Source organism: Bradyrhizobium sp. BR2003 (assembly GCF_009720285.1).
GTDB lineage: Bacteria > Pseudomonadota > Alphaproteobacteria > Rhizobiales > Xanthobacteraceae > Bradyrhizobium > Bradyrhizobium elkanii.
Genome location: NZ_SMYJ01000032.1, coordinates 235,032 through 258,452 on the forward strand (window position 1 = coordinate 235,032; position 23,421 = coordinate 258,452).

Annotated in this window: 21 protein-coding genes and 2 pseudogenes; 12 read left to right on the forward strand and 11 right to left on the reverse strand. The window is 65.2% G+C overall.

All coding sequences use genetic code 11. The features are described from left to right. Position 1 precedes the first annotated feature (1 nt). The 3 genes from E2I15_RS27735 (at position 2) to E2I15_RS27745 (ending at position 2,738) form a co-directional block, all read left to right on the forward strand. Complete coding sequence (locus E2I15_RS27735; protein ID WP_137478905.1) at positions 2 to 934, forward strand: prephenate/arogenate dehydrogenase family protein; 933 nt, start codon at positions 2 to 4, stop codon at positions 932 to 934. A 217-nt stretch (positions 935 to 1,151) separates the two neighbouring features. After that, entirely contained in the window at positions 1,152 to 1,586 is a 435-nt protein-coding gene (locus tag E2I15_RS27740; RefSeq protein ID WP_137478904.1) for a VOC family protein, read from the forward strand. A 798-nt stretch (positions 1,587 to 2,384) separates the two neighbouring features. Next, positions 2,385 to 2,738 (forward strand): SH3 domain-containing protein, encoded by a 354-nt coding sequence (locus tag E2I15_RS27745; RefSeq protein WP_137478903.1) that lies wholly within the window; start codon positions 2,385 to 2,387, stop codon positions 2,736 to 2,738. 35 nt (positions 2,739 to 2,773) lie between these two features. On the opposite strand, the pseudogene E2I15_RS27750 reads toward E2I15_RS27745, so the two are convergent. The 3 genes and pseudogenes from E2I15_RS27750 to E2I15_RS27760 all read right to left on the reverse strand — a co-directional run bounded on the left by E2I15_RS27750 (position 2,774) and on the right by E2I15_RS27760 (position 6,168). Continuing rightward, positions 2,774 to 3,756, reverse strand: a pseudogene (locus E2I15_RS27750) (Bug family tripartite tricarboxylate transporter substrate binding protein). 97 nt (positions 3,757 to 3,853) lie between these two features. Next, positions 3,854 to 4,363 (reverse strand): hypothetical protein, encoded by a 510-nt coding sequence (locus E2I15_RS27755; protein WP_137478902.1) that lies wholly within the window; start codon positions 4,361 to 4,363, stop codon positions 3,854 to 3,856. Positions 4,364 to 4,599: 236 nt separating this feature from the next. Continuing rightward, positions 4,600 to 6,168 (reverse strand): hypothetical protein, encoded by a 1,569-nt coding sequence (locus E2I15_RS27760; protein WP_246668062.1) that lies wholly within the window; start codon positions 6,166 to 6,168, stop codon positions 4,600 to 4,602. A 252-nt stretch (positions 6,169 to 6,420) separates the two neighbouring features. Here E2I15_RS27760 and E2I15_RS27765 point away from each other — a divergent pair, with 252 nt between their 5' ends. Next, positions 6,421 to 6,738, forward strand: coding sequence for an antibiotic biosynthesis monooxygenase family protein (locus E2I15_RS27765; RefSeq protein WP_137479073.1), 318 nt, complete (start codon positions 6,421 to 6,423; stop codon positions 6,736 to 6,738). Positions 6,739 to 6,779: 41 nt separating this feature from the next. Here the strand turns inward: E2I15_RS27765 and E2I15_RS27770 are convergent, their stop codons facing one another. Beyond that, complete coding sequence (locus E2I15_RS27770; RefSeq protein WP_137478901.1) at positions 6,780 to 7,967, reverse strand: DUF2125 domain-containing protein; 1,188 nt, start codon at positions 7,965 to 7,967, stop codon at positions 6,780 to 6,782. 153 nt (positions 7,968 to 8,120) lie between these two features. Between E2I15_RS27770 and E2I15_RS27775 the strand changes: the two genes are divergently transcribed. Continuing rightward, positions 8,121 to 8,717, forward strand: a complete 597-nt coding sequence (locus E2I15_RS27775) for a gamma-glutamylcyclotransferase (protein WP_137478900.1) — start codon at positions 8,121 to 8,123, stop codon at positions 8,715 to 8,717. Positions 8,718 to 8,932: 215 nt separating this feature from the next. Beyond that, the gene (locus E2I15_RS27780; protein WP_137478899.1) at positions 8,933 to 12,226 is read left to right on the forward strand and encodes an efflux RND transporter permease subunit; all 3,294 of its coding nucleotides are present in this window, start codon (positions 8,933 to 8,935) and stop codon (positions 12,224 to 12,226) included. Positions 12,227 to 12,363: 137 nt separating this feature from the next. Here E2I15_RS27780 and E2I15_RS27785 read toward each other — a convergent pair whose 3' ends face one another. Then, positions 12,364 to 13,017 carry a hydrolase gene (locus tag E2I15_RS27785; RefSeq protein WP_137478898.1) on the reverse strand — a complete coding sequence of 218 codons (654 nt, stop codon included), beginning with the start codon at positions 13,015 to 13,017 and terminating at the stop codon, positions 12,364 to 12,366. Positions 13,018 to 13,145: 128 nt separating this feature from the next. On the opposite strand from E2I15_RS27785, the gene E2I15_RS27790 reads away from it, so the two are divergent. From E2I15_RS27790 to E2I15_RS27805, 4 genes and pseudogenes are all read left to right on the forward strand, one after another. Continuing rightward, the gene (locus tag E2I15_RS27790; RefSeq protein ID WP_137478897.1) at positions 13,146 to 14,027 is read left to right on the forward strand and encodes a LysR family transcriptional regulator; all 882 of its coding nucleotides are present in this window, start codon (positions 13,146 to 13,148) and stop codon (positions 14,025 to 14,027) included. A 188-nt stretch (positions 14,028 to 14,215) separates the two neighbouring features. Further along, positions 14,216 to 14,686, forward strand: a complete 471-nt coding sequence (locus E2I15_RS27795; RefSeq protein WP_137478896.1) for a peroxiredoxin family protein — start codon at positions 14,216 to 14,218, stop codon at positions 14,684 to 14,686. 107 nt (positions 14,687 to 14,793) lie between these two features. After that, entirely contained in the window at positions 14,794 to 16,275 is a 1,482-nt protein-coding gene (locus tag E2I15_RS27800) for an aldehyde dehydrogenase (protein ID WP_137478895.1), read from the forward strand. Between the two features lie 162 nt (positions 16,276 to 16,437). Further along, a pseudogene (locus tag E2I15_RS27805) lies at positions 16,438 to 17,660 on the forward strand (ABC transporter substrate-binding protein). Positions 17,661 to 17,702: 42 nt separating this feature from the next. On the opposite strand, the gene E2I15_RS27810 reads toward E2I15_RS27805, so the two are convergent. From E2I15_RS27810 to ftsE, 4 genes are all read right to left on the reverse strand, one after another. Beyond that, entirely contained in the window at positions 17,703 to 18,470 is a 768-nt protein-coding gene (locus E2I15_RS27810) for a lysophospholipid acyltransferase family protein (RefSeq protein ID WP_137478894.1), read from the reverse strand. 139 nt (positions 18,471 to 18,609) lie between these two features. Then, on the reverse strand, positions 18,610 to 19,320 hold the full coding sequence (locus E2I15_RS27815) for a YdcF family protein (RefSeq protein WP_137478893.1): 711 nt from the start codon (positions 19,318 to 19,320) through the stop codon (positions 18,610 to 18,612). 163 nt (positions 19,321 to 19,483) lie between these two features. Continuing rightward, positions 19,484 to 20,455, reverse strand: coding sequence for a cell division protein FtsX (locus E2I15_RS27820; protein ID WP_137478892.1), 972 nt, complete (start codon positions 20,453 to 20,455; stop codon positions 19,484 to 19,486). After that, on the reverse strand, positions 20,448 to 21,107 hold the full coding sequence (ftsE, locus tag E2I15_RS27825) for a cell division ATP-binding protein FtsE (RefSeq protein WP_016845305.1): 660 nt from the start codon (positions 21,105 to 21,107) through the stop codon (positions 20,448 to 20,450). The genes E2I15_RS27820 and ftsE overlap by 8 nt, the downstream gene beginning before the upstream one ends. A gap of 181 nt (positions 21,108 to 21,288) precedes the next feature. Here ftsE and E2I15_RS27830 point away from each other — a divergent pair, with 181 nt between their 5' ends. Continuing rightward, positions 21,289 to 22,140 carry an MJ0042-type zinc finger domain-containing protein gene (locus E2I15_RS27830; protein WP_137478891.1) on the forward strand — a complete coding sequence of 284 codons (852 nt, stop codon included), beginning with the start codon at positions 21,289 to 21,291 and terminating at the stop codon, positions 22,138 to 22,140. Positions 22,141 to 22,177: 37 nt separating this feature from the next. After that, the gene (locus tag E2I15_RS27835) at positions 22,178 to 22,555 is read left to right on the forward strand and encodes a response regulator (RefSeq protein ID WP_028340383.1); all 378 of its coding nucleotides are present in this window, start codon (positions 22,178 to 22,180) and stop codon (positions 22,553 to 22,555) included. A gap of 10 nt (positions 22,556 to 22,565) precedes the next feature. Here E2I15_RS27835 and E2I15_RS27840 read toward each other — a convergent pair whose 3' ends face one another. Together E2I15_RS27840 and E2I15_RS27845 are read right to left on the reverse strand one after the other, a co-directional pair. Beyond that, the gene (locus E2I15_RS27840) at positions 22,566 to 22,943 is read right to left on the reverse strand and encodes a TadE/TadG family type IV pilus assembly protein (RefSeq protein WP_244980929.1); all 378 of its coding nucleotides are present in this window, start codon (positions 22,941 to 22,943) and stop codon (positions 22,566 to 22,568) included. Beyond that, positions 22,940 to 23,380 carry a TadE/TadG family type IV pilus assembly protein gene (locus tag E2I15_RS27845; protein WP_137478890.1) on the reverse strand — a complete coding sequence of 147 codons (441 nt, stop codon included), beginning with the start codon at positions 23,378 to 23,380 and terminating at the stop codon, positions 22,940 to 22,942. The genes E2I15_RS27840 and E2I15_RS27845 overlap by 4 nt, the downstream gene beginning before the upstream one ends. Positions 23,381 to 23,421 lie beyond the last annotated feature (41 nt).

Sequence of the window (23,421 nt, forward strand, 5' to 3'; positions counted from 1 at the left end):
CGTGACCACCGCTCCGCTCTTCAAACGCATCGCGCTGATCGGCTTCGGCCTGATCGGCGGCTCGATCGCGCGCGGCGCGCGCGCGCAAGGGCTGGTCGGCGAGATCGTGACCACCGCGCGCTCGGAGAAGACGCGTGCGCGCGTCGCCGAGCTCGGCATCGTCGATCGCGTCGTCGAAACCAACATCGAGGCGGTGAAGGATGCCGACCTCGTCATCCTCTGCATCCCGGTCGGCGCCTGCGGCCCGGTCGCCGCCGAGATCGCCGGACATCTCAAGCCCGGCGCCATCATCTCCGACGTCGGCTCGGTGAAGGGCGCCGTCGTCAAGGACATGGCGCCGCATCTGCCCGACGGCGTCCACTTCGTCCCGGCGCATCCGGTGGCCGGCACCGAGCATTCGGGGCCGGATTCCGGCTTCGCCGAGCTGTTCATCAACCGCTGGTGCATCCTCACCCCGCCCGAAGGCACCGATCCCGCGGCGACCGACCGGCTGCGCGCGTTCTGGGCCGCCCTCGGCGCCAAGGTCGAGATCATGACGCCGGATCATCATGACCTTGTGCTCGCGATCACCAGCCATCTGCCGCATCTGATCGCCTACACCATCGTCGGCACCGCGGACGAGCTGGCGCAGGTGACGGAATCCGAGGTCATCAAGTTCTCCGCCGGCGGCTTCCGCGACTTCACCCGCATCGCGGCTTCGGACCCGACGATGTGGCGCGACGTATTCCTCGCCAACAAGGACGCCGTGCTCGAGATGCTCGGCACCTTCAACGAGGATCTGTCGAAGCTGACCCGCGCGATCCGGCGCGGCGACGGCGAAGCGTTGTTCGACCACTTCACCCGCACCCGCGCCATCCGCCGCGGCATCGTCGAGACCGGCCAGGACTCCGCCGCGCCCGACTTCGGCCGGCCGCATGCGAATTTGAAGAAGTAGGCGGGGCGACTTCTCTCCATTCGTCGTCCCGGCGAAAGCCAGGCGAAAGCCGGGACCCATACTCCGCGGCGGGTGTGGTTGACGGGACTCGTCGTCCCAGCATCGCGCAACAATGACCAGCTGTGGTTCGGGTTGTTTTGTCGCAGTTCCTGTTGTCATTCCCGAGCAGCCCGAAGAGCTGTAAGCTGGTGCGGCGCCGATGACAGGGAGCGATCAGATGATACTCAGCCCGGATCATGTGACGATCGCAGTGGCAGATGCCGGCCCGGCGATCGCGTTCTTCGCACTGCTTGGCTTCAAGAAGACTCACGTCGCGACCATCGACGGTGGCGTTCCGGCCCGGTACATGGGCATGCCGGCCATGAGAGCCCAGCACATCACCCTGGCACTCGAAGGAGCGGATTTTGAGATCCAGCTGCTTCAGTTCGACCCTCCCCCGGGCACCGATCCGGGGCTGCACCCGACCAATCTGCGAAAGCTGGGCTTCAATCACCTCGCCTTCCGCGTCGACGACATCGAGGCGGCCACCGCGCACCTGGTGGCCAACGGTGTCACCATGCTGAGCGACGAGATGGACTACATCAGCCGGAAGCTCCGGCTGTTCGAGGGCCCGGAGGGCATCACCTTCGAGTTGGTGGAGCGGGACGCCTGAGACCACGCTGGCCAGGGCCTTTTGCATTGCCCCAGGGACAACTCCCAAGGCTGCCCCGACGTCGACTTGTGGTCGAAAGACATCCCGGCGGCGCGCGGAATGATGTCGGCTGTTGATCCGGGCGGACCTGACCTCCGGCTCGCCCGGGCCGTTATCCCGCCCCATTATCACGAGACCTCAGGCGCGCTATCATCCGGCCATTCTTTGGACAAGACTGAAGCGAGTGCTGGAGGCTGATCGCCCCTGACGGATAGCCGATTCGGTACTCTTGGGTGACATTGGACGGAAAGGGATACGTCAATGAACTCCACACCCACTCCGGACCCAGTTGGATCGAGCGATAGCCTGAGCGCGCGCGCCGACGAAAGACTCGCGGAAGCCCACAGGCAGATTGCGCGCGCCGATGAAGAGCTCACGCGTTTGAGTGAACAGCTCGCAAGAATGGAGCGCGATGCCGCGCCCCGCCCTTCGGCGCACCCAAACCCGCCCTCGGTCGGACCTAACCCTGCTTCTTCCGCGCCGAGCCCTGCTTCTTCCGGACCCGCCTCGCAATCGCCGCCCGGAAGACCGATATTCCGAGCCCTCACCGCCTTGTCGGTAGCAGCATGTATCGTTGTCGCTGGCCTGGCGTTGCAGTCGTCATATGGCGGGGAAGCCAAGCTGCTTGTCGCCCGTTGGGCGCCGCAACTCGTCTCAACTCCAGCATTGCCGCCGGATGATCCGCAGCCTCCGGCGCAGCCCGCTCGACCTGCCGTTCAGGGCGGAGCGGCAGAGGCCGCTCCGCCCCAAGCGACGCCGTTGCCTCAGACCGCGCCAGCGCAGGACGCCGCGCCCACAGCCAACACAGCCCTTCCCGACCAGACGCAGCTGCTCCAAACGATCGCACGCGACCTTGCAAATGTTGAGCGAAACATCGAACAATTAAAGGCGAACCAGCAACAGCTGGCCCGCGAGAGCTCGAAAGCCATTGAGGAACTCAAGGCGAGCCAGGAAGAAATGAAACGGGCGCTCGCGAAGGTTTCCGAGCAGAAGGCGTCACCGCCTCCGGCGCAGCCGGCTCCGGCCGTGCGCAAGCCCGAGCGGACGTCTATGCCGCCATACGCAAGGGCGCGGCCTCGAATCCCCAGGGAGTGGTTCTACGACGAATGGTAACCGTCGATGCAGCCATCCTTCAGTTCGGGATCGCCTTAAGCCGGCGGCAGGCCGAGTGATCGCGCGGCCTCCATCCAGACCGGCAATTCGCGCTGATACAGCGCATTGCTGTCCTTGAAGCCGATCGCGGGCTCCAGCACGAAGGTCGCGAGCACTTCCTTCACCTTCGGATCGCTATTGGCGGCGACGCAAATCTCCGACAGCCGATCGGCGATCGGCTGCGGCGTCGCCTTCGGCAGCGCCCAGCCCGAGAACCCGCTCACGGTGAAGAACTTCGACGTCGCGCCCTGCTCGGGCAGCGTCTTGATCTCGGGGATCGCGTCGACCTTCTTCGAGTGAACTCCGAAGACGACGCCGCGACCGCTTTGCAGGACGGTTTGCGCGGCGGTGTAGCTGCCCATCGCGACGTCGAGCGTGCCTTCCGCAAGCCCGGTCCACATCGGTGCCTCGCCGCGATAGTGGATCGGCTCGATGGTGAGGCCATACTGCTTGTTGAGCTCGTTGATCGTCATGCGGAGCCCGCGCTGTAGGTGCTGAAATTCACCTTGCCGCTGCTGCGCGCATAGGCGACGAATTCCGCCAGCGTCTTGACCGCCAATTTCGGGCTCGCGACCAGCAGCAGCCCGGCGCCCGGGATCACGCTGACCAGCGTCAGATCCTTGTCCATGTCGTAGCCGGGGTTCTTCATCATCGCGCGGTTCATCACGTAAGTGGTCGAGATCGAGCACAGGATGGTGTGACCGTCAGGCGCGGCGCGCGCCACCTCGGCGGCGCCGATCGAGCCGGAGGCGCCCGCCTTGTTCTCGATGACGACGGTTTGCCCGACTTGCCTTGCGATGAATTCGCCGAAAGCGCGTGCCAAAAGATCGGTCTGCCCGCCGGCCGGATAGCTGCAGATCATGCGGATTTGCCGCGAGGGCCAGGCGGCTTGCGCCGAAGCGCCGCGCGACAGGAAGGGCGCCGCGACACCGGCAGCTCCGGCAGCGATGACGTGACGGCGGGTGAATGTCGCTGGCATTGAAGTCCCTCCCCGATTTTTTGGTGAGGGTATCGCATCGGTCAGTCGCAGCTACGGGACAGATTGGCGCAGCGGGGCCGCAGGTCCGCGACCATGCTCACCGCCGCAGCCGTTGATCCCGGATCGGCCCCGTCGACATCGCGGCGGCCTTCTGCGCCGGCCGCTGACGGCCGACGAGGCCGGCGGTTGCCAGCATGATGCCGCCACCGAACCACCAGGAGCCGATCACAAACTCCCAGGTGCGCGGCGGAATCTCGTCGAACACGATGCCGTAGACCGACACCAGCGCAGCCAGCGCGGCGAGGAAGATGCCGCCCGCGCTCATGAGCTCGACGGCATCGATGCGCCCCGTGCCGCGCATCGCGGGCTTGGGAATATCGATGCCGAGATAGAAGCCGGCGGCGCCGATCACGATCGTCGTCGCGATGAAGATCAGCGTGCCGAAGACAGCGACATGGCCCTTGGCGAGCTGGGCGGCGACGAAGGTGCCGGCCATGGCACCAGCCATCGCCAACCCGGTTCGCTGCAGCACATGCGCGGCGCGGCTGACCATCATCAATTCGCGCGCGATCACGGCCCTCTGCTTCGGTCTGGTCACGATCCTCATGTGCGTGTTCCTTTCCAGGCTTCACTCCCTCTCCCCGTTCTTACGGGGGCGAGACCAGCGAAGCTTGCTCTTGGAGGGTTGGGGTGAGGGGCCACCTCCGCATAGATGGTGATAGCAACGTTTGCGGAAGCTCCCCCTCACCCGGAACGCATCTAACGATGCGCTCCGACCTCACCCCGCGCGCGGGGCGAGGTAACCAGAGTTCGTAGCTCGGCTCGAAATAACATCATCACACCCTAGAACGGGTAGTAGCGGATCTGGGTCATGACGATGTGGTCGTCGGTCTTCGGCGCGCCGCCGACACCCTGGAAGGCGAAGCGCTGGGTGTAGGAGTATTGCGCGCCGGCCTTGATGGTGCCGTAGGAGCCCCTGAAGATCGTGTCGTAGAAGCCCGCGGTGTACTGCCTCACCTCCGAAGTGTTGCCGTTGCAGGTCGCGGCCGGCGAGTTCTCGATGTTGCAGCCGAGGTTGTTGTAGAGCGGATTGCCGTAGCCGAACGGCACCGTGCCGACATTGGAGAAGGTCGCCTTGGTCTTTTCGAGCCCGGCATAGGCGTAGAGATCGAGCGACGGCGTCGTGTGCCAGACCGAGCCGACTAGGAAGGCCGTGATCGGCAGCGGCTGGATCGAGCCGTCCTGGCGCACGGTTGCATCCGGGAACGGCGTTGCCGTGAAGCGGCCGAGCGCACCGTAAGAGGCGGAAGCCTGCACCTCGAGCAGCTTCGGCACGATCTCGGCCGAGAGATGGCCGCCGAAGCTCACCGTGTTGACGTCGTGATTGGCGAAGTTGAAGCGATCATAGAAGTCGCGGTAGAGCGCCCACGCCTCGACATGCAGCTTGTAGGGTCCGAGCCGCGGATCCCACGCGCCCTTCACGGTGAAATCCGGAACGTGGTTGAGGCTGACATTGTTCAGGCTGTTGAAGAAGCTGCCGCCCGGACCGGCGAGATTGACCAGCAGGTTCGGATTGAGCACGCCCTGCGGACCGACCGCCGGCGTGCCGACCAGCGGGTTGTTGCCGCCGAAAAAGGACGTCTGCGGGTTCTCCGCCGAGACCGCGAGCTTGAACTCGGGCCCGATATCCTGCCAGACCCGGACGCCCGGTTGACGCGCGCCGAGGAAGCCCGGCACCAGTTCGAAGTCGATCACGCCCGGCGTATCGGCGCCTCGCGGATCGATGCCCGCCTTGCTCGGCGTGTTCAGCGACCATGATTGGCCGGCAAGGACATGCAGGCCGAGATCGCTGCGGTCGATCTCGATGCTCGCCTGCCGCAGCCGCGGATTGAACGAATTGGTCGCGACCGAATTGGCGGTCTGCGCGGCGCCCTCGAAATCGAGCTCGCCATAGCCGGCGACGTGGACGTTCTCCGTGGCGTTGGCTTCGGCGAGCACCGAGAAGCGCGTCTGGCGCGCGGTGAAGCGCGACTCGCCGGTGTTGTAGTTCTTGTTCTGCGGAAACGGGATGAAATTGTAGACCGAGCCCGAATCGGAGGCGAGGTTGCGGCTGCGATAGATGCCGGTGAGATCGACCCAGCCGCCGAAGGTGAAGGTGACGCCCTTGTAGCAGAGCTTGCCCGATGCGCAGGGATCGAACGGCACCGGTGCCTTCGCCGTCATCTGCGTGTTCTGCATTGCGTTCTGTCTTGCGGCCAGCGCCTCCTCCTTGCGCGCCTGCGTCTCCATTTTCTGCTCGAGCTGCTTGAGCCGTGCCTTCAACGCACGCAGTTCGGACGCATCGTCCTCCGCCAACGCCGCCCCTGCCGACAGCAGCATGCTGCCGAGCAGAATTCCCCCGAGAATTCGCATCGCTTCCTCCACACGAGGTTACTTCCTCAGGCGAGAGAGAGCGGTATTCGGGAAGTGATATTCGCGCCGAGGCGCATTATTCCGGTCACGTTTTTCTCATCGCGGCGACGGGAATAGATCGCGGTAATCGACGATAGCGCGCGCAAGCAACGCTCAGGGTGGAGGCGTAACAACGCAGGTCGCGATTTCGAATTGTGTTCGGGCGATGGTTTTCAACCTGCCACGGACATTGGATCGACGGAGGACTGCAACATGATCGGTGAAGTCATTGTCGTTGGTGACTTGAAGTTACGGAAGAACGCCGCGCTCGACGAATACAACCGGCTGGGCGAACGCATGTACGACATTGTCAGCCGCCTTCCGGGATTCCTTTCGGTCAAATCATTCAAGGCGGAGGATGGCGAGGAGCTCACCCTGTTTCGCTTTGTTTCGGAGGAGGCGCTCGAAGCCTGGCGCAATCACCCCGACCATGTCGAAACCATGAAGCGGGGACACGCCGAGTTCTACGCCAGCGGCTTCCTGCAGATCTGCAAGGTGATCCGCGAGGTCGGCCCGTTTGAGCATGCCTGACAGGGCGCGGGCAAGTTCGCGTCCGCGCAATCCGCCGCGGCTCAGAACAGCGGCGGGATCTGCGCGACTTTCAGCGGCCCCAAGAACACTGCGCCGTCGGCGAAGCGCAGCGGGAAGCTGCGCGCCTTCTTGCCTTCGAGCATGGCCTCGGTGCCGAGCGAATTGATGCCGGCGGAAATGCCGGCATTGGCGTTCTGCTTGATCACCTTGCCGAGGCCGGGGATGGCGCGATCCAGCGCGCCGAAGAGATTGCTGAGGTCCTGGCTCTTCACGCCGGGCGCGACGCGATCGAGCGTCGACTGCGGCACGCCTTCCTCCAGCACCTTGTCGATGCCGAGCGCGGGGATGACGCGCTCGAGGCCGGCGACCGTCATCTGCAATTCGCCGTCGATGCGGCCTTGCGCGTTGAGGCGGAGCGTGCCGGCCGCAACCGACAGCACATCGCCCTGCTCGATCCGCGACTGCTGGATCTCGACGCTGCCGCCGGCGGCCTGGATCTCGCGGAAGCGATCCGGCCACGGCTTCGGCGAGAAATCCTTCAGGCCGTTGAGCCGCGCATGGATGTCGGCGTTGAACGGCTGGGCGAGCAGCGGATGCACGTCCTGCAAGGTGCCGCCGGCAATCTGCAGCACGGTCTCGATCGCGGGACTGTCCGGCGCCGAGCCGTCGACCTGCCTGCCGTGCAGCTCGATGTGATTGACCCGCGCCAGCGGCGCCGGCGTGGCACCGCCGCTGCGGTCGATGGCGAGATCGTCGAACACAAGCGAGGCGCGCTGCGGCACCGCCGGCAGCCCGACGACGCTGCTGCGTCCCTTGCTCCAGCTCACCGATAGCGTCGGCTGCGCGCCGCGTTCGGCGATCGTGGCCGGGCCCTTGAATTCGGCGATCACGAGCTTGGGATCGTAGACCTGCGCCACGACCAGGATCTCGGCGAGCCGCGCCACGAACGCCATTTGCGGCGAGGCGGTCTGCGAGACCAGCATCACGCTCGGATCGGTGCAGCGGACCTCGAACCGGAACGGGTAACCCGCCACCGAACGATCGCCGCAATCATAGACCCGGCCGGCCTTCGCCTCCTGCGCTCGCCAGGCATCGGCCTGCACGCCGACCTGCGAGGCGGCGAAGAACCAGAAGGCGCTCCATGCGACCGCGGCGATCAGGACCGCGACGGGGACGGCATAAAGGCCGAAGCGCGAGCGGCGGCGGGGGGCGGAGGTCTGATCCGACATGCAGGTCCTTTGGCGGGCGAATTTGTCAAAATCTAAGCGGCCGCGAGCCTTGAACAAGCCCCGAGCAACCCTTGAGCGAGCCTTGAGCAAGCCTTGGAAACATCACGGAATCTGCTTCGCTTCCACGGCCCGTTCTGCTAGCCCATCAGCGCGATGTCAGCAAATCCTCCCCATTCCGAAACCGACGGCGACCTCTGGGTGTTCGGCTATGGCTCGCTGATGTGGAAGCCGGGCTTCGAGTTCCTGGAACAGGTGCCGGCGCGGCTGATCGGCGAGCATCGCGCGCTCTGCGTCTATTCGTTCGACCACCGCGGCACGCCGGAGAAGCCGGGCCTGGTGCTCGGGCTCGACCGCGGCGGCGCCTGCCGCGGCATCGCGTTCCGCGTCGCCGCCCGCCTGCGCCACGACACCATCGCCTATTTGCGCGGACGCGAGCAGACCACCAACGTCTATCGCGAGGTGATGCGCTCGGTGTGGCTGGAGAATGCCGCGCGCGAGCGCGTCTCTGCGCTGGCCTATGTGGTCGATCGCGGCCATGTGCAATATGCCGGGCGGCTGTCGCTCGCCGAGCAGCAGCGCCTGGTGCTGCAGGGCCATGGCCGCTCCGGCAACAACCGCGACTATGTGCTCTCGACCGTGGCCTCGATCGAGAAGCAGGGCTTTCGCGACACGCAGCTGCACCAGCTGGCGACAATGCTGCATGATGTCCATGGGGTTCGTCAGCCGCTGCAAGACGCCCGGGATGCGTAGGCTGCGTTGCGTCACCGCAGCGTAGAGCCCTTCCACGTCAGCGGCATCGATCGGCGTTTGTAAACCGTTTGTTGCCAGATCGCGCTTTTGGCCGCGTGATGCACCCGCATCCGATAAATCGCGGCAGGTGTATGGCATTTCCCTGTGACATTTAGGCTTTTGCATCCCGGCGCGGACGGATAGAAGCTCATCCGCAAACAGCGCTCGCAAATTCGATGAACCTCTCCGCCCCCTTTGTCCGACGGCCGGTCGGCACCACACTGCTGTCGCTTGGCCTCGTGGTGGCGGGCATCATTGCGTTCTTCAAGCTGCCGGTGTCGCCGCTGCCCGACGTCGACATCCCGACCATCATGGTGCAGGCGACGCTGCCAGGCGCCAGCCCGGCCGACGTCGCCTCCACGGTGGCGAGCCCCCTCGAGCGCCATCTCGGCCAGATCGCCAGCGTCACCGAAATGACGTCGGTGTCTTCGCTCGGCTCCGCCCGGATCACGCTGCAATTCGACATCGACCGCGACATCAACGGCGCCGCGCGCGACGTGCAGGCGGCGATCAACGCGGCGCGCGCCGACCTGCCGACCAACCTGCGCGCCAACCCGACCTACCGCAAGTTCAACCCGGCCTCGGCGCCGATCCTGATCTACACCTTGACCTCGGACACGCTGACGCCGGCCGAGCTCTACGACGCCGCCTCGACCGTGCTGGCGCAGAAACTGTCGCAGGTCGAGGGCGTCGGCGAAGTCTCGGTCGGCGGCGGTTCGCTGCCGGCGGTGCGCGTCGAGCTGATCCCGCCGGCGCTCTACAAATACGGCATCGGGCTCGAGGACGTCCGCGCCGCGCTCTCGAGCGCCAATGCGCACAGTCCGAAGGGCGGCATCGACGTCGGCAACCAGCGCTACCAGATCTATGCCAACGACCAGGCCCGCAAGGCGGCCGACTACAGGCCGCTGGTCGTCGCCTACCGCAACGGCGCGGCGGTGCGCCTGACCGACGTCGGCGACGTAATCGATTCCGTCGAGAACGTGCGCACGCTCGGCCTTTCCAACGGCAAGCCGGCCGTCGTGATGATCGTGTACCGGCAGCCGGGCGCCAACATCATCAAGATGGTCGACAGCGTCAAAGGGCTGATGCCGCAGCTGAAGGCCTCGGTGTCGCCCGCGGTCGACATCACGCTGGCGATGGACCGCTCGAAGACGATCCGCGCCTCGCTGCACGACGTCGAGATCACGCTCCTGATCGCGGTGGCCCTGGTGATCCTGGTGGTGTTCGCCTTCCTGCGCAATGCACGGGCGACGCTGGTCCCTGTGGTGGCGGTCGGCGTGTCGCTGATCGCGACCTTCGCGGTGATGTATCTGCTCGGCTATACGCTCGACATCTTCTCGCTGATGGCGCTGACGGTTGCGACCGGCTTCGTGGTCGACGACGCCATCGTGGTGCTGGAGAACATCACCCGCCACATGGACGCCGGGCTGTCGCGGCTCGAGGCCACGCTGGTCGGCACCCGCGAGGTCGGCTTCACGGTGCTGTCGATGAGCGTGTCGCTGATTGCGGTGTTCGTGCCGATCCTCTTGATGGGCGGCCTGGTCGGCCGCCTGTTCCGCGAATTCGCCATGACCATCACGATCGCGATCGTGATCTCGCTGGTGGTCTCGCTGACCACGACGCCGATGATGTGCGCGGTGCTGCTGCGCAAGGAGGAGGGCCGGCCGCATGGCCGGATCTACCGGATCAGCGAGCGCATCTTCGAGCTGATGCTGAACGGCTATCGCGCGACGCTCGGCCTCGCGCTGCGCCATCCGCTCCTGGTGATGCTGATCCTCGGCTCGACGCTCTATTTGAACTTCCATCTCTACAAGGTGGTGCCCAAGGGCTTCGTGCCGCAGCAGGACACCGGATTGCTGGTCGGCTCGATCCAGGCCGACCAGAGCACCTCGTTCCAGCTGATGCAGCAGAAGCTGACCCAGTTCATCGACATCGTGAAGTCGGATCCGGCGGTCGACACCGCGGTCGGCTTCACCGGCGGCGGTGGTGTGGGTCCGGGCGGCACCAACACCGGCACCGTGTTCGCCTCGCTGAAGCCGATGGACGAGCGGCGGCTGCGCGCCGACAAGGTGATCGAGCGGCTGCGCGAACCCTTGGCGAGCGTCGCGGGCGCCACCCTGTTCCTGCAATCGATCGGCGACCTCGGCGCCGGCGGGCGCTCGGGCAACGCGGCTTATCAGTACACGCTGAAGGGCTCGACCTTCGAGGAGCTGAACGAGTGGACGCCAAAGCTCGTCGCGGCATTGCAGAAGGAGCCGACGCTCGCCGACGTCAACAGCGACCAGCAGAACAAGGCGCTGCAGGCCAATCTGATCATCGATCGCGACGCCGCCTCCCGGCTCGGCATCACGGTCAGCCAGCTCGACAACACGCTCTATGACGCGTTCGGGCAGCGCCAGGTCTCGACCATCTTCGTCGCGCGCAACCAGTATCACGTGATCATGGAGGTCGCGCCGCGCTTCTCGCAGGACCCGCAGACCCTGAAGGAGGTCTATATCTCGACCTCGGGCGGCTCGGCGAGCGGCACGCAGAGCACCAACGCGGTGGCCGGCACGGTGGCCTCGTCCTCGCAAAAAAGCTCGGTCAGCGCAGTCGCCGCCAATGTGGTGCGCAACCAGGCCACCAATTCGATCGGCGCCACCGGCAAGGGCGTCGCATCGACCGGAACCGCGGTCTCCACCAGCGCGGAGACCATGATCCCGCTGTCCAGCGTCGCGCGCTTCGAGCACGGCGAGACGCCGCTCTCGGTCAACCATCAGGATCTCCTGGTCTCCAGCACCATTTCGTTCAACCTGCCGCCGGGCGTCTCGCTGAGCACGGCGACCACCACGATCGAGAACGCAATGCACGCGCTCGGCATGCCCGCGGGCATTTCCGGCGGCTTTGCGGGCTCCGCGAAAATCTTCCAGCAGGCGCTGGCGAACGAGCTGTTCCTGATCCTCGCCGCGCTGGCGACGATCTACATCTCGCTCGGCGTGCTCTACGAGAGCTACATCCACCCGCTGACCATCCTCTCCACCCTGCCTTCGGCCGGCGTCGGCGCGGTGGCGGCCCTGATGCTGTCGCACACCGATTTCGACATCATCGGCATGATCGGGGTGATCCTGTTGGTCGGCATCGTGAAGAAGAACGCCATCATGATGATCGACTTCGCGCTCGATGCCGAGCGCCAGCGCGGGCTGTCGTCGCGCGATGCGATCTACGAGGCCTGCCTGATGCGGTTCCGGCCGATCATGATGACGACGCTGGCTGCCTTGTTCGGCGCGGTGCCGCTGATGATCGGCCTCGGCGAAGGCAGCGAACTGCGCCAGCCGCTCGGCATCGCGATCTTCGGCGGGCTGATCCTGAGCCAGATCCTGACGCTCTACACGACGCCGGTGGTCTATCTCTATCTCGACCGCGCGCGGCTCTGGACCCAGCGCCGCCGCGCCGCGCGGCGCGCGCGGCGGGCAGCAGCACGCGCGTCCTGACTAGGCCGTGCACTCACGAATCCGCAACGCGTGTGCAGGGTCGCATGGACGACTCTCATGGGGAGGGGAATGACGAGGTTCGACGAACGTCAGCTCTCGCGGCGCATCGCGCGTGGTTCTCGTCATTCCCGATGAGATCAGTCTCGGGTGCTCGGCACGGGCGTGTTGAGCAACTGTTGCTCCCACAGAAACGCGATGCCGCTGCCGCCGGCATGCTGCGTGACCACCTCCGTCAGTTTGGCGGCCTGTTCGGTCCGGGCCCAGTCGCGCTGCCATTCGGCCGCCACGGCCAGCCAGGTCATCATGTTAGCGCCGGCCGCGATCATGCGCTGGATGGCGACCTCGTGCGCCTCGACCGACACGGCGCCCGACGCATCGGTGACCACCGTCACGTCCCAGCCTTCGCCGAGTGCCTGGATCGCCGGCATCGCGACACACACCTCGGTCCATAGGCCAGCGATGACAAGCTGCTTGCGGCCGGTAGCCTTGACCGCATCCACCACCTTCCGGTCCTGCCAGGTGTTGATGAACGTACGGTCGATCACCTTCTGGCCGGGAAACACATCCGTAATCTGGGGGAAGAGCAGTCCGCCCCGTTCCGCTATCACGCTCGTCAGGATCGTGGGGACATCGAAGGCCTTGGCGGCCTTCGCCAAGCCCGCCGTATTGTTGATCACCATCTGCGGTTCGCGGCTGTTCACGTTCGCAAGCTGGTAAGGCTGATGGTCGATCAGAACGAGCACCGAGTCTTCAGGGCGAAGAAGCGAAGCAAGCCCATTACGAAAGCTCATGAATACATCCTCTGTTGTGGCGAGACATGCGCCGCCTGCGGCGCCGTGCCCGGACACTTGTCATTCCCTTTTGTGATACGATAGCGCCCTATTCTGCGAAGCTGTGTCGCAAAATGGGGAACGCTGAGTTGGACATCGAAGACGTGATTGCATTCGTCGAAGTCGCCGATGCTGGAGGCGTCTCGGCCGCCGCGCACCGGCTCGGCGTTTCGAAGTCGATCATCAGCCGGCGGCTGATCCGGCTTGAGGCGGAACTAGGCGTCCAACTTCTTGCAAGAACCACCCGTGGCGCTGCTCTCACCGAAGCCGGGAACACATTTCGAGATCATGCAGCCAGAGTCCGCGCCGAAATCGATGCGGCCAAGGAAACAATCCTGCCTGGAGGAGACCTAAGTGGCCGCTTGCGCATTGCTGTGCCGCTTTCTTTCGGACCCACCCACTTCGCCCCCATACTCGCGGAAATGGCGCGACGCTACCCGCAGCTTCACATCTATACCGCCTACAGCGATCGCTTCGTCGATCTTATTGCCGAGGGATTTGATTGCGCCATCCGGGTTGGTTATCTTCCAGACTCCAACCTGATCGCGAGACGCGTCGGACCGATCTACGGGAAGCTTGTCGCGAGCCCGGACTATATCGAGGCGCACGGTGCCCCCGAGACGCTGGACGAACTCGTCGGCCACGAAGCACTGATGCAGGGTACCGAAACCTGGCAACTCATGGATGGCGACGAAATCGTCACGGTTCATCCGCGGGGGCGCTTCAAGGCCGACAACGGCACAGCTCTCGCCGTCGCCGCGGCGGCAGGGCTCGGCGTCGCCTGGCTCCCCGATTGCGTCATCCATGAATACTTGGCATCCGGCGCGCTGGTTCCGGTGATGACACGCCATCCACCACCCTCGGCAGGTGCATACGTCGTTCGCCCGCCGGGCCAACATCCCTCACGGAAAGTACGGGCCCTCACTGAATTGTTGATCGAGCGTCTCGAAGAGAATCCGCCCCTCGCGTGAGCCGCCCCTGTCCGAATGATCCATCGATCACGAAAGCGACGGCGTATGCCGAGCGGGCTTGGGCCGCAGAGGACATGCGGTCCGAAAAACCGCTTCGCACTTTTCCGGGTCATGCTTCGCCGGTCGTTGACAGACCCGCGCCGATCTTGCCACCCTGCCGCGAGGTGGCAGACGCAAGGAACCCAGCTGTGACTCCCGCACCTGAACTCGCCGCGTCGCGCTGGTTCAACACCAGCGAACCGCTGACCCTGGCCGCACTGCGCGGCCGGCCGGTGCTGCTGCACGCGTTCCAGATGCTGTGCCCCGGCTGCGTCGCGCACGGCACGCCGCAGACCCAGCGCGCGTTCGAGCTGTTCAAGCATTCGGACCTCCAGGTGATCGGGCTGCACACCGTCTTCGAGCACCACGCGGCGATGACGGAGGTGTCGCTGGAAGCCTTCATCCACGAGTACCGGCTGACCTTCCCGATCGGCGTCGACGAGGCCGGCGAAGGCGCGCCGATCCCGGTCACCATGCAGCGCTACGGTATGCAGGGAACGCCGACCAGCATCCTGATCGGCCGCGACGGCAATATCGTGCATCATGGCTTCGGACAACAGAGCGACATGGCGCTCGGCGCGATCATCGCGGCTGAGCTTGCCGCGCCGCATGGCCGATAGCGGCCCGCCCCGGCTGCAACCCGGCTCACGCGACGGCGTTATGACGGCGTCGCGCAATGCGTGATAGCCTTCCGCCAACCAGAACCATCGCCTTGCGGGAGGATGTCATGAAAACCTATCAGCTCTACATCAACGGCCAGTATGTCGACCCCGCCAATGGCGAATGGTTCGACAGCATCGATCCCTATCGCGGCGAGGCCTGGGCGAAGATTCCGCGCGGCACGGCCGCCGACGCCGACAAGGCGGTGAAAGCCGCCAACGAGGCGATGTGGAACGGCCCGTGGGCGAGGATGACGGCGTCCGCGCGCGGCAAGGCGATGCGCAAGCTCGGCGACCTCGTCGCGGCCAATGCCGAGCGCCTTGCCGAGATCGAGGTACGCGACAACGGCAAGCTGGTGGCCGAGATGCTTGGCCAGCTGCGCTACCATCCGGAGTGGTGGTGGTATTTCGGCGGGCTCGTCGACAAGCTCGAGGGCGGCCTGGTGCCGATCGACAAGGCGGACACCTTCGCCTACACGACGCATGAGCCGGTCGGCGTGGTCGCGGCGCTGACCGCCTGGAATTCGCCGCTGCTGTTCGTGGCCTGGAAATGCGCCGCCGCGCTCGCCGCCGGTTGCGCCGTGGTCGTCAAGCCGTCGGAATTCACCTCGGCCAGCACGCTGGAATTCGCCGCGCTGACCAAGGAGGCCGGAATTCCCGACGGCATCTTCAATGTGGTGACCGGCTTCGGTCCTGAGGCGGGCTCCGCGCTGATCGCGCATCCCGGTGTCGCCAAGATCACCTTCACCGGATCGGACACGACCGGCGCAAAGGTCTACGAGACTGCGGCCAAGAGCCTGAAGCGCGTCTCGCTCGAGCTCGGCGGCAAGTCGCCCAACATCGTGTTCGAGGACGCCGACCTCACCGCCGCCGCGGCCGGCGCGATCTCCGGCATCTTCGCCGCCACCGGGCAGACCTGCATCGCCGGATCGCGCCTTCTGGTGCAGAGCTCGATCAAGGAGAAGTTCGTCGCGCGCGTGCTGGAGCTGGCGAAGTCCGCCAAGATCGGCGATCCCATGCAGTTCGACACCAATGTCGGCCCGATCACGACGCCGGCGCAATACAAGAAGGTACTCGACTATATCGATATCGCCAAGGCCGAAGGCGCGCGCTGCCTGCTCGGCGGCAAGCCGGCCACTGGCGACGGCATCAGGGGCGGCCAGTTCGTCGAGCCGACCATCTTCACCGACGTCGACAACACCATGCGGATCGCGCGCGAGGAGGTGTTCGGCCCGGTGCTGTCGATCATCTCCTTCGACACCGAGGAGGATGCGATCCGGATCGCCAACGACACGATCTACGGCCTTGCCGCCGGCATCTGGACCAAGGATCTCGCCCGCGCCATCCGCGTGCCGAAGCAACTGCGCGCCGGCACCGTGTGGGTGAACACCTACCGGGCCATCAGCTACATGATGCCGTTCGGCGGCATGAAGCACTCCGGCGTCGGCCGCGAAAGCGGCATCGACGCGGTGCGCGAATATCAGGAGACCAAGAGCGTCTGGATCTCGACCGCGACGGACGTGCCGGCGAACCCGTTCGTGATGCGGTGAGCTTTCCGCACTGACATCGCTTGCTTCACCTTTCCCGGACGGACAGAGGTACGACGGCACCCGCGCGCCGAGCGGCCGCACTTGACGTGCAGCGCGGAGCAGCGATCATGAGTGCCCACGGCACACACCGAAGAGTGTGGCCGATATTTGGGGAGATTCGCCATGACGTTTCGTTACTTGCGCGCAGTGTTCTGCGCGCTCATGCTCGCCGCCGCCCAGCCTGCCCTCGCCAACAAGAAATACGGCCCCGGCGTCACCGATACCGAGGTGAAGATCGGCCAGACCATGCCCTACAGCGGCCCGCGTCCGCTTATGGCACCCAGGGGCGCATGGAGGAGGCCTACTACGCGATGATCAACGCGAAGGGCGGCGTCAACGGCCGAAAGATCAAGCTGATTTCACTGGACGACGCCTATTCGCCGCCGAAGACCGTGGAGCAAACGCGACGCCTCGTGGAACAGGACGAGGTGCTGGCAATCATCGGCACCATCGGCACGCCGACCAATTCAGCGATCCAGAAGTATCTGAACCAGAAGAAGGTTCCGGAGATCTTCATTTCGACCGGCGCGGCAAAATGGGACGACCCGAAGAACTTCCCGTGGACCACCCAGCTCTATCCGCCCTACCAGATGGAGGGCATGATCTTCGCCAAATACCTGTTGAAGAACAAGCCCGACGCGAAGCTCGGCGTGTTCTCCCAGAACGACGATGCCGGAAAGGATTACGTCAAGGGGCTGAAGGATGGCCTCGGCGATAAGGCGAAGACGATGATCGTCAAGGAAGTGACCTACGAAGTCTCCGATCCCACCGTCGACTCGCAAATCGTTTCCCTGAAAGCATCCGGCGCCGACACGCTGTTCACGATGGCGACGCCCAAGTTCGGCGCGCAGGCGATCCGCAAGGTCTACGAGCTCGGATGGAAACCGCTGAATTACGTGGTCAGCGTCTCTTCATCGATCAAGGGCGTCATGGAGCCGGCCGGTATCGAGGCCTCGAAGGGATTGCTGACCGCGCTCGCGTTCAAGACGCCGACCGATCCGAGCTGGGAGAACGCAGCCGACGTGAAGGAGTTCAAGGAGTTCCTGGCAAAGTGGTACCCGCAAGGCGACATCGCCGACGGCAGCAACGTCACCGGCTACATCTCGGCCTATATGACGGTGAAGGTCATCGACATGTGCGGCGACGATCTGACGCGCGAGAACCTGCTGAAGCAGGCGACCAACCTCAACAAGGTCGTCGCGCCGCTGCTGCTGCCCGGCATCGCCATCTCGACACGGCCGGACCGCTACGCGCCGTTCACCCAGATGCAGATCGCGACGTTCGACGGCAAGAGCTGGGTGCCGCAAGGCGAGACCTTCAACACCGACGCGGCGGCCGGTCAGTAGTGGCAACGCCATTCGCGATACGTTAACTCACCGCATCGCGGCCTACCCTTTCGCCGCGTTCGGCACACCGCCGAACAATTTCGCCTGCTCGGCGCGGCCGGCCTCGACGATGCGGGTGGTGGCGGTTTCGATCGCCTCGCGCAGGCGGGTCATGAACTCGTCGCGCGGCAATCCCGGCGGCAGCGGATCGAGGAATTCGACCACCAGCGTGCCGGGATAACGCATGAAGGTGCGGCGCGGCCAGAACAGCCCGGAATTGAGCGCGATCGGCAGGCACGGCACGCCGCTCTCGGCATAGATCTGCGCGACGCCGGCCTTGTAGTTCGGCGCCGCACCGGGCGCGGTGCGGGTGCCCTCGGGGAAGATCACAAGCTGGCGGCCGAGCTTCACATCGGCGGCCGCGCGCTTCAGCGTCTTGATCAGCGAGCGCGGGCCGCCCCCGCGCTCGACCGAGATCATGCCGACCTTCTTGAGGTACCAGCCGAACACCGGGATCATCATCAGCTCGCGCTTCAGGATGAACAGCGGATGCTCGAAGAAGCGCACCAGCGCGAACGTCTCCCAGAACGACTGGTGCTTCGAGGCGACGATCAGCGGCCCGCTCGGAATCTTCTCGACCCCGCGAAACTCGATCCTGATGTTGCAGATCACGCGCATCAGGAACAGGCTGGTGTTGGCCCACGCGACTTCGAGCGCCATCAACGCTCCCCGCGGCAGCAGCAGCGCCGGCAGCGCGATGATGCAGAGCGCCACCAGCACGAGATAGAACAGCACGTTGAAGATCAGCGAGCGTAGGAAGATTGAAGTCATTCTCTCAACACTATCCTTTACACGGTCATTCCGGGATGGTGCGTCAGCACCAGACCCGGAATCTCGAGATTCCACAATTCGCAATTGCGAATTGGGGTTCGATGCTGCGCATCGCCCCGGAATGACGGTGCCTGATACATCAATTCGCCTGCGCCGTCGCCGGGCGGCGTGGCGCGGCAGCCGGCTCGGCGAGATCGGAGGTCAGGTCGAGGCCGAGATCGGCCAGCCGCACCCGCATCTCCGCGGCGACATATTTGGCGTATTCCGATAGCAAGAGACGGAACGTCGCGCCACTCGTCCACCACGGCTCGTCGCGCCATTTGTCGCCGACCACGGCGAACGGGATCAGCGTGACGTCGGGCATCGCATGTGACAGTTCCACGATCGCCCGCGGCATGTGGTAGTTCGAGGTCACCACGATCAGCGACTTGAAGCCGCGCTCGCGCACCCAGCGCCGGGTCTCCGCCGCGTTGCTGCGGGTGTTCACCGCCGAGCGGTCGAGATCGACGCAGCATCTCATCAGCCCCTGGCTGTCCGGAACCGTGCGGGAAATGTCGCTGGCATCGTTGGTCGGATGCACGCCCGAGATCAGCAGGCGCTTGCCGTAGCCGGCGGCGAGTAGCTCCATCGCATCCGACACCCGCGACGAGCCGCCGGTCAGCACCACGATGCCGTCGGCATTGTGCGGCGGATCGGTCTCGACGCCGCGCAATTGCGAGAGGAAGCCGACAAAGCCGATCGCCGCGGCGACGAAGGCAAGCGCCAGCGGCGCGACGATGACGGCGCGCAGCCAGCCGCGCGGGCGCGCGGCAAAGCCATTCGGCGACGTATCGTCGGACTGCAAACTCATGTGATGCGGTTATCCTTCCCCCCAGGCGATTTTAAAGCATGATCCGGAAAAGTGGAAACCGGTTTTCCCGGGACAAGGGCCGCGCGCATGCGCGCGAAATCACACCTGGGCGACGAAATGCGATCACGAGGCGGCGCCATGATTTCGAATTTTCGCGGCGCCGTCAGTCGATGTCGTCGAGCGTTGCAAACAGGGTGTGCCGCGATGCCCAGGCGGTGATCGCCGCGATCAGCACCGCCTGCATCGCCAGCACCAGATAGCCCGACGGACGCAGCGAGAACGTGCCGAGCAGGGCCGCGAACTGGTCACCCACCGGCGTGCCGGAGAACCAGTTGGCGATCGACTCCGAGAAGCCGAACGCCAGCATCGCCGCACCGCCGCCGATCAGGCCGCCTTCGAGTCCGAGCCGAAGGAAATGCCGCAGGAAGCGGTTGGCGATGAAGCTGTCGCCGGCGCCGACGAAATGCAGCACCTCGACGATCGGGCGGTTGGCAGCCATCGCGCCGCGGGTCGCGAACGACACCGAGATGATGGTGGCGATGATCACGAGAATGAGGATGCCGACGCCGGCGAACATCGTGGCGCCGGTCATCGAGCGCATGCGCTCGATCCAGGCGCGGTGATCGTCGACGCTTGCGGTCGGCGCCACCTGCGTCACCCGCGCGCGCAAGCCGGCGAGATCGAGCGTGGTGCCGGGCTGCACCCGCGCCACGATGACGCGCGGTACCGGCAGTTCGTCGATCGAGAGCCCGCTGCCGAGCCACGGCTCCAGCAGCTTGGCGGATTCCTCCTTGCTGAACGGACGGACCTCGAGAATGCCGGGCTGCGCCCGCATCGCCTCCACCGCGGCCTGCGCGTCGCGATCGAGGTCGCGGCCCGGCGAGGGGCGCACCTGGATGGTGATCTCGCTCGACACTTCCGACTGCCATTCGGCGGCCGACGCGCTGACCAGCAGCACGGTGCCGGTCGTCAGCGAGGCAAGGAAGGTCATGATCGCGACGACCGCGACCAGCGCACGGCCCGAAATCGACGCCCGCGGCACGATCGGCGACATGTTGCGCGCGGTGGCCGGGACCTGCGGGCGTTCGCGCCCGAGATCGACCAACGACACTTTCTCGTCGCCGCTCCTATTCATAGATGTGCAGTCGTCCCTGATGCAGCACCAGCCGCCGCGCCTCGTATTGATCCATCAGCGTGATGTCGTGGGTCGCGATGATGACCGCGGTGCCGGATTTGTTGAGCTCGATGAACAGCCGCAGCAGGCGGCGCCCGAGCGTCGGGTCGACGCTGCCGGTCGGCTCGTCCGCCAACAGCAGCTGCGGCCGCGAGATCACCGCGCGCGCGATCGCGGCGCGCTGCTTCTCGCCGCCCGACAGGATCGGCGGCAGCGCGTCCATGCGCTCGCCGAGGCCGACCCATTTCAAGAGATCGATCACCTCTCGGCGATAGCTCGATTCCTCGCGGCCCATCACGCGGAACGGCAGCGCGACATTCTCATAGGTGGTCATGTGATCGAGCAGGCGAAAATCCTGCAGCACGATGCCGATCCGCTTGCGCAGGTCGGCGACCTGATCCTTGCTCAGCAGCGAGACGTCCTTGCCGAACAGATTGACCAGCCCGCGGGTCGGCCGCAACGACAGGAACAGGAGCCGCAGCAGCGAGGTCTTGCCCGCACCCGACGGCCCGGTGAGGAACTGGAACGAGTGCGCCGGGATCATGAACGAGAGGTCGCGCAAAATCTCCGGGCCGAGCCCGTAGCGCAGACCGACATTTTCGAACCGAACCAATGCGCTAGCTCCGTTCGAGAGGGCCGATGGCCCAATACCCCACACCGACAGCGAAGACGGCCCGAACCCCGGCCGAGCGCCCGCGAACCGCACAGAAAGCTTGTGCTTCGGTTATGGTTTCCGATTCGTTAACGGTCGCTAAGTAGCATCCGGGTATCCACACGGTGGAGATTCGGCCTCCATGCATATTGTTTGCCCGCATTGTACAACATCCTACGCCATCAATCCGGCCACCCTGGGCGAGGCCGGACGCACCGTCCGTTGTTCCCGCTGCCGGGAGATCTGGCTGGCCCGGCCGGAGGACGCCATCGGGGCGACCGCGCCCACTCTGGCCTATCAGTCCGCCGGTTCCGATCTCGCCGCCGAATGGGAGGCTATGGGCCGGGAGGAGGCTGACGCGACCCCGGTGGTGGAGAGCCCCTCGATTTCGGCCGATTTGCCCGCCGAGGGCAGCGACGCCGCCTCGGAATGGCCGGCGCTGGCCGATGCCGCAGCCCATGCCGACGCCGGAACCAGGGGCCGCTTCCGCCTGCCCCGGCTTCCCCGCCTGTTTCGCTTGCCTGCCGTACCCCGAATTCCGTTCATGCCCGTGATCGGCGCCCTGCCGACCACCTGCGGCGCCATGGCCGCGCTGATCATCGCCCTGTTCGTCTGGCGCAACGACGTGGTGCGGCTGCTGCCGCAGACCGCGCTGTTCTACAAGATGGCCGGACTCGACGTGAATTTGCGCGGGCTCGCCTTCAAGGATATCAAGATCACCAACGAGACCGTGGACGGCAAGCCGGTGCTGGTGATCGAGGGCATGATCGTCGGCCAGACCAGGAAACCGGTCGAATTGCCGCGGCTGCGCTTCTCGGTCCGCGACGCGCAGGGCGCCGAAATCTATGCCTGGAACGCGGTACTGGAGCAGCCGGTGCTCCATCCCGGCGAGCGGGCCTTCTTCAAGTCGCGCCTCGCCTCGCCGCCGCCCGAAGGCCGCAATATCGACGTACGCTTCTTCAACAAGCGTGATCTCACCGGCGGCCGCGCGTGAGCCGCCGGTCAACTCTATCGGGAACCGACCAATCACCATGACGCGTGTTCTGATCGCCGACGACGAAGACTCGATGCGCTCGCTGGTGGCGCGCGCCATCGCCATGGACGGCCACGAAACCGTGACCGCGCAGGATGGCGCCGAGGCGCTGGAGGTGCTGACGCGCGACGAAGGCGCGTTCGACCTTCTGCTCACCGACATCCAGATGCCCGTGATGGACGGCATCGCACTGGCGCTGACCGCGGCGCGCGACTTCCCTGCGTTGAAGATCCTGCTGATGACCGGCTTCGCCCATCAGCGCGAGCGCGCCTCCGGCCTCGAGGCGATCGTGCATGACGTGGTGACGAAACCGTTCTCGGTGGCTGATATCCGCACCGCGGTCGCGGATGCGCTGGCGGCGCGGAAGGCCAGCTAGGGTTACGAGCTCAACTCGGAAAGCATGCCCGGGCGGTCAGCGTCACCGGGGACAGATTGAGAAATTGTGCAAATTGAAATGCATAACTCGCGCTGACCACGTTGCCGCAGGCTGACGTGGAATAGGTGAATGTCTGCGCCGGGAGCGTGAGGCCGAACGCCTGCTGCGCGGCGTAATTCGTGATGGCGCTGCCGCTTGGACAGAGCGTGCTGTTGACGGTCGCGCAACGCGCCGCCATTTCCGTGCCGTGCTGCAGCCCGAGCTGGGTCCAGAACAGCAATCCGAATTCGATGATGCCAAATATGAACAGGAAGAACACGGGAGCGGTCAGGGCGAATTCCAGCGCCGAGGCCCCTCGATTGTCCCGCCATAGCGTTGTGAGTTTCACTGCAGCCTCGCAGTGGACTGGGCGCTATAGGTGTATGAGGCCGCGACAATCTGATAATTGATCAGCGTGTAGTAGGTCCCTTGCGCCGAAACCATGGCGTATGTTCCGGCCTGCGCGCCGCTCGGGCAGACCGCACCGCAACTGACGGTGCTGACCCCCGAACTCGTCGGGCACCCGCAAAACTGGTACGGCTTGGGCGAAGCGCTGATGGCCGTGGAATTCGTGGCGGCTGTCACGGCACCGGTAACGCCAGTCTCGTCAAAGCCGCGCACGATGGCGTATTGCGCTCCCGCCTGCGCGGCATTCTCCACCTGCATCTTGCGATAGAGCGCGAGTCCGATGTCGGTCACCGAGACGACCATCAGGGACAGCAACGGGATCATGATGCCGAATTCGATGGCCGCGACGCCGCGTCTGTCGTGAACGGCGGCGCTCATGCGCCGTGTCAGAGAGCAAAGCAACCCGCCGTGGCGCGTGG